The sequence below is a fragment of the Cellvibrio sp. genome (assembly GCF_053579595.1).
This window is the reverse complement of record NZ_JBRFPI010000256.1, coordinates 1-6,725: the sequence shown is the minus strand read 5'-3', so window position 1 is coordinate 6,725 and position 6,725 is coordinate 1. Positions and strand designations below refer to the sequence as shown.

The following is a 6,725-nucleotide window of genomic DNA, read 5'->3' as shown; positions in this document are numbered from 1 at the left end:
TCTTGATCACAGGCACTGCGGAATTGGGTTTTTCCGGCGCAGGCGGAGAGGGTGGCGGTAAGCAACAATAGACTGCTGGCAAATACAACTTTGGAAGATGGCATCTGTGATTCTCCATGGATGATCTTGATCATTGGATCAATATCTGGCTCAAGAGTTCACATTCTCGCTGGTGTAGAGAGGAATGCCAAGTCTGATGTATCAGGCGAGCAGTGCGTCCATCTGATGATGAAGCTCGCGATCAACCACATGAATCGCCAGTGCCAGCACTTGATCCAGAGGAGCATTTACATCAATGGTGTAAACATCGGTTTCATGGCTTGGGTCTTCAAGGCTCTCGAATTGGCTATCGACCAGGCTCGGCGCCATAAAATGACCGGCGCGTTTATTGACGCGGGTTTGAATAGTGTCTTTATCGCTGTGCAGGAATAAGAAAATCGTCTTCAATCCGGCTTTGCGCAACTCATCGCGGTGGGCGCGTTTAAGCCCGGAAAAGGCCAGTGTCGAATGCTGATGATTGCGCGCAGCATTGCGGAAGTAATCCCGCATGCGGATTACCCAGGGCAAACGCATGGCATCGGTCAGCGGTAAGCCTTTTGCCATACGATCGCGCGATTCCTGGCTGTGAAAATCGTCACCATCCAGATACTCATAACCATAGTGATCGGCCAGTGCTTTAGCAAGTGACGACTTACCACTACCGGAAACGCCCATCACAATAATGAGGTTGGTATTGGCATCAGGATTGGTTATGGCGGTTACATGCGGCATGTGAAGGTTTTCTCGTGTACACCTAATGACCAGCAAGGTTGTATACATGCTGATGATAGCGCAATCATTGCGCATGTGATATGTTAGCAAAAAATAATAGCCAAGTGCAGATATTGCCTATGAAAACAGCAAAAAAAAGAAGTTCAGATAAGAAAATTACCCTGGTTGATGTCGCCGATGCATCGGGTGTTAGTGCAATCACCGTATCGCGGGTGATCAACCAGCCGGAAAAAGTCTCTGAATCCCTGCGGATTCAAGTCCAAAAAGCCATTGATTCGCTCGGTTACATACCCAACCAGCATGCTAGTTCCCTGGCTTCATCCAAGTCCCGGGTGATAGGCGTTGCCATTCCATCATTAAGTAACATCGTGTTTACCGAGGTATTGCGCGGTATTTATGAGGTGATGGGGGCGGCGGGCTACAAGGTGCTGTTGGTGGACACCCACTACTCGCCGCTGGAAGAGGAAAAAATGGTGCGCACCCTGCTGAGCCAATCCCCTGAAGGATTGATCATTACCGGTGGCGACCAGACCAAGGCCTGCCAGAACTTCCTGCACAAGGCGCGTATCCCGATTGTGCAGATCATGGAATTGCTTGCCGATCCTATCGATATGAACGTCGGTTTTGCCCATGGCCGCGCGGGTTTTGATGTGGTCAAACATTTGTTGGGGCAGGGTTACGAACGCATTGGTTTTATCGGTGCGCGTATGGACCCGCGCGTACAGCAGCGTATGCAGGGTTACAAATTGGCATTGGAGCAGGTGGGTAAGTTTGAGAAGAGCTACATTGTCACCACGCCTGAGCCTTCCTCTATCGGTGTGGGCGGTGAATTGTTTAAAAGTTTAATGGCGTCAACGAACGGTGTTGTCGATGCGGTGTTCTGTGTGAACGACGACCTGGCACTCGGCGCATTATTTGAAGCGCAGCGGATGAATATTCGTGTCCCGCAGGATATGGCCATTTGTGGGTTCAATGATATCGAAGCGGCTGAATATGTGAACCCTTCATTGACCAGCGTGTCTGTTGGCCGTTATGAGATGGGTGTAAAAGCATCGGAAATGATTATTCGTGTGCTCAATGAAAAGCCAATCGAATCGAAAAAAGTCGATATGGGCTATGAAATTAAAAAGCGCGCTTCGACCAGTCGTTTGTAGTTTCGTTTTGCAATTACATAATAAATCTATAACGGGGTTTTCTTTTGACTAGTCGCAACAGTGATCGTTTGGCAAAGCTCACCTGGCGTGAGCGCATTGGTTACGGATTGGGTGATGCCGGTTTTAATTTCTACTGGGCGATTATCGGGTCTTATTTGGTATTTTTTTATACGGATGTATTTGGTATTGGCGCAGCAGCAGCAGCGACCATGATTACTGTTACCAAAGTTATCGATGCGATTACCGATCCAATTATGGGTGGCATCGCCGACCGCACCAATACTCGCTGGGGCAAATTCCGTCCCTATTTACTTTGGGGTGCGCTGCCAATGATGGGGGCGGGAATTTTAACCATGAGCACTCCGGAGCTGGATGATACAGGTAAGTTGATTTGGGCTTACGCTTCCTACTGCTTGTTAATGCTTTGCTATACCGTGTTGAATATGCCTTACAACTCGCTTTCGGCAGTGTTAACCGCCGACACTCAAGAGCGTAATAAACTCAACAGCACACGGTTCTTTTTTGCCTACTTTGCCAGCATTTTTGTGGGTGCAGCTACACCGGAATTGGCGGAGTATTTTGGTGATGGCGATCGTTACAGTGCGCGCGGTTGGCAGATGACAATGGTTATATACTCGATCATCGCCAGCTGTTTATTTGTAGTAACTTTTTTGACTACACGCGAGCGAATCCAACCATCGCTAACCCAGGAAAAAACTAATCCGCTGAGTGACCTGAAAGATTTGTTCACCTGTCGTCCTTGGTTGGTACTTTTTGTATTGGCATTAGTGTTTATGATTACTATGACACTGCGCGGGAGTTCGGCCGCTTATTATTTTCGCTATTTTGTTGAGCGACCTGATTTGCTTGGCAATTACATAGGTTTGCAAATGGCGGGCTTGATGGTCGGCGCAATGTTCGCATCAACAGTCACTAAATATATTGATAAGCGCAAATTGATGATGTCGTTACTCTGTGTGGTAGCGATATTGTCGATAGCATTCACATTTGTTCCCAAGCCGCATTCCAATGGTGTGTTGGATGTTGCATCAAATGAGGTCCAACTTGATGCTGGCACGCTGCTCGGGCAGCCACATGCAGAAGGTGATACCTATCAGTGGCTGCGCCACGACAAAATTTTCTGGATTATTAAGGAGCGTGTTCCTCTGGGTGAAACCGGACCGAATTTGAATCTGGCTGATGCGAAAGGGCAGGTCATCAGTGTGATTCGTACAGGGGCGGATGGCAGTGTGCGCGATAGTGCAGAATTACCGAAAGAAATTATCTGGATGTTTGCTCTGAATATTTTGATCAGCATTGCGCTGGGCTTTAAACCGCCAATTACCTGGGCGATGTATGCCGATGTCGCTGATTACAATGAATGGAAAAATGGTCGCCGTGCGACCGGTATGACTTTCGCTGCAACGACCTTCTCGCAAAAAATTGGCAGTGCAATTGGTTCTGCATTAATGCTCTCTGTGCTAGCGGTGATGGGCTATCAAGCGGGCCAGATGCAGGCGGGGGCATCGCTCGACAGCATCGTCTACATGCAGACACTCGTGCCCGGATTATTTGCTTTGCTCACTGCATTGTCGCTGGTGTTTTATAATCTGAGTGATGCAAAAGTTGAATCGATCCAACAGGACCTTGAAGCGCGTCACTCCTGATTGTTAGATCTTTAATCAAGCGCCGCGCTGCGGCGCTTTTTATTTTTGGCCCTCTTATTATTTGTTTTCGATAGGACAACCCTCATGACTAACGCTTTACTGAACCCCAGCCAGGCTGGCGAACGCTATGATTTGTTAACTCCGACAGCTATGCCGCGTGCTGCAGGATTCCTGTGGAACCAGCAGATGATGATTCAAGTAACCTGTCGTGGTTATGCAGTTGCACAATTTATGCAGCCAGAACCTGCCAAATATGCGTATGCACCTAATTTGGAAGCAAAAACTTTTATGCAGCCCGAGCAGCCATATTATGCGCATCATCCGGGCCGTTTTTTTTATATCAAAGATGAAGAGACGGGGAAGATTTTCTCGGCGCCTTATGAACCCGTGCGCGCGCCCTATGACGATTATTCTTTTTCCGTTGGCAAAAGCGATTTGCAATGGGCGATTGAATGCGATGGTGTGCGCGCCGAGTTGATGTTGTCGCTGCCGGTAAGTGATGTGGTGGAGTTGTGGCAGTTGCGCGTGATTAATAATTCCGGCCGTGCGCGTAAACTGAGCGTCTATCCCTATTTCCCTGTGGGTTATATGTCATGGATGAATCAGTCGGCTGAATACCGTACAGATCTGGGCGGTATTGTCGCTACTTGTGTTACACCTTATCAAAAAGTCGCTGACTACTTTAAGAATAAAAACTTCAAAGACAAAACGTTTTTCCTGCATGAAGTTAACCCGGTTGCTTGGGAAGCAAAACAGGAAACATTTGAAGGTGAGGGTGGCTTGCATAATCCAACGGCTTTGCGGGCTGACGTGCTGACTTGTGGTGATGCGCGCTATGAAACACCCGCTGCAATTTTGCAGTATCGCTTGGAAATGCCTGATCAGGCGCAGCAGGATTATCGATTTATTTTTGGCCCAGCGTTTGACGATGCAGAAATTTCAAAGCTGCGCGATACCTATTTAAGTGCATCGGGTTTTGCCAAAGCACAAGCCGATTACGCAGCTTATATCGCCGCTGGCAGTGGCTGTTTACAGATTGAGACACCGGATGCCGAGCTGAATAATTTTGTAAACAATTGGCTGCCGCGCCAGGTGTTTTATCACGGTGATGTCAATCGCTTAACCACTGATCCGCAAACGCGCAATTATCTGCAAGATAATATGGGCATGACGTTTATCAAGCCTGAAGTTACTCGTGCAGCATTTTTGCATGCGTTAAGCCAACAAGAGGAATCGGGTGCAATGCCAGATGGTGTTCTGTTGGCGGAGGGGGCGGAGCTTAAATATATTAACCAAATTCCCCATACTGACCATTGTGTGTGGCTGCCGGTGTGTTTAAAAACTTACCTTGATGAAACCAATGACTATGCAATTCTGCAGGAAATGGTTGCGGGTCACGATGGCAAAACGCTGTCCGTTTTTGATCGCATTTCTAATGCTATGCGCTGGTTGTTGCAAGCGCGCGATCATCGCGGCCTGAGTTTTATTGCGCAGGGTGATTGGTGTGATCCCATGAATATGGTGGGTTATAAAGGCAAGGGTGTTTCCGGTTGGTTATCGGTGGCAACGGCCTATGCATTGAATTTATGGGCGGATGTCTGCGCAAAAAAATCGTTGCCTGATCTGCAGCAAGAGTTTATTGCGGGTGCGCAGGAAGTGAATGCCGCGGTGAATAAATATTTGTGGGATGGCGAATGGTTCGGGCGCGGTATTACCGACGATGATGTAGTGTTTGGCATCAGTAAAGATAAAGAGGGGCGCATCTTTTTAAATCCGCAAAGCTGGGCCATTTTGGGTGGTGCGGCAAATGCAGAGCAGCGCGAAAAAATGATCGCGGCCATAGAGCAGCAATTGGAAACACCATACGGCGTAACTATGCTCGCTCCCGCTTATACAGCGATGCGTGATGACGTAGGCCGTGTTACGCAAAAACATCCCGGTTCGGCGGAAAACGGTTCGGTTTACAATCACGCGGCGATATTTTATATATACAGTTTATTTACTATTGCTGAAAAAGATCGCGCCTACAAGTTGCTGCGCCAAATGATTCCTGGTCCAACGGAAGCGGATTATTTACAGCGTGGACAATTGCCGGTGTATATCCCCAATTATTATCGCGGCGCTTATCATCAGTATCCGCGCACTGCAGGTCGCTCATCGCAATTGTTTAATACCGGAACTGTTTCTTGGGTATATCGGTGTTTAGTTGAGGGTGTGTTTGGTTTGCAGGGTAGTGAAAGCGGTTTGCAGATTGCACCACAATTGCCATCAAGTTGGCCAGGCGCAAAAGCAGTGAGGCAATTTCGTGGTGCTGAGTTTCATGTGTCGATCGAGCGGGCGAATGTCGCTGCGACTGAAATTCGCTGCGAGGGCGAATTGCTCAGCGGTAACGCTATTGGCAATATTCAAGCAGGGCGCCGCTATTCGGTGCAGGTGTTGATTCCTCGCTAGATAGCCAGTGCTTCCCCATAACCAGCCGACAACAAAAAAAGCGCACAATGAGAGCGCTTTTTTTTGCATGGCAATAGCCCAATTACTCTGTCTTGGCGGTTTTTTTTGCGGCTTTTGCTTTTGCGGGTTTGGTTTCGGGTTCTGTCGCTAATGACTCTTCTGCTGCGGGCTCCGCGGGTTTTGCCTTTGTCTTGGTTTTGCCGGATTTGGCTGGTGCTGATGCCTGGCGCACTTTTACTATGGAGAGGTATTTGACCCAGGCTTGCTCGATGGGACTTTTAGGGGCGCTTTGATTTGCAATCACTTTGAGGATGTGTAAATCGTCGGGTGTTGGATCTGATACCTCATCCATCGCCAGAGCATTAACCAGTACCCCTTGTTTGCGTATCAGGCGCGCCTGAATATCCGAGAGTCCACCTTTTTCAAAACCATCAGGAAAGTTAACGGTGTCTTGAAAAGTCTGTTTCAGATAGTGATCACGCGGCAGCATAGAGTATCTCCATTATTAGTATGTGCACTTCGGGGTGAGACGTTAACTGCAAACAACCGCGTCCTTGTTGTGGTTGCTCGCGGGTGATATCGCCCCAACCCCAGCTCTCTTTTTGTAATGCCGGAAAAGGGTTCCGGGCAAAAGTTGCTGCCGAAGATAATCTGTTTATGTGACAGTGTATAGAGCTAAAGT

At 48.3% G+C, this 6,725-nt stretch carries 5 protein-coding genes; 3 read left to right on the top strand and 2 right to left on the bottom strand.

From position 1 onward, the window contains the following. Nucleotides 1-201: 201 nt before the first annotated feature. Nucleotides 202-771 carry a gluconokinase gene (locus ACWA6V_RS14900; protein ID WP_449523231.1) on the bottom strand — a complete coding sequence of 190 codons (570 nt, stop codon included), beginning with the start codon at nt 769-771 and terminating at the stop codon, nt 202-204. Nucleotides 772-890: 119 nt separating this feature from the next. Between ACWA6V_RS14900 and gntR the strand changes: the two genes are divergently transcribed. From gntR to ACWA6V_RS14885, 3 genes are all read left to right on the top strand, one after another. Next, nucleotides 891-1,925 (top strand): HTH-type transcriptional regulator GntR, encoded by a 1,035-nt coding sequence (gene gntR / locus ACWA6V_RS14895; RefSeq protein ID WP_449523230.1) that lies wholly within the window; start codon nt 891-893, stop codon nt 1,923-1,925. A 44-nt stretch (nt 1,926-1,969) separates the two neighbouring features. Then, entirely contained in the window at nt 1,970-3,592 is a 1,623-nt protein-coding gene (locus ACWA6V_RS14890; RefSeq protein ID WP_449523229.1) for an MFS transporter, read from the top strand. A gap of 84 nt (nt 3,593-3,676) precedes the next feature. Beyond that, nucleotides 3,677-6,043: a GH36-type glycosyl hydrolase domain-containing protein gene (locus tag ACWA6V_RS14885; RefSeq protein WP_449523228.1), complete on the top strand. Its 2,367-nt coding sequence runs from the start codon at nt 3,677-3,679 to the stop codon at nt 6,041-6,043. A gap of 82 nt (nt 6,044-6,125) precedes the next feature. Here the strand turns inward: ACWA6V_RS14885 and maoP are convergent, their stop codons facing one another. Further along, complete coding sequence (gene maoP / locus ACWA6V_RS14880; protein ID WP_449523227.1) at nt 6,126-6,533, bottom strand: DUF413 domain-containing protein; 408 nt, start codon at nt 6,531-6,533, stop codon at nt 6,126-6,128. Between the last annotated feature and the right edge of the window lie 192 nt (nt 6,534-6,725).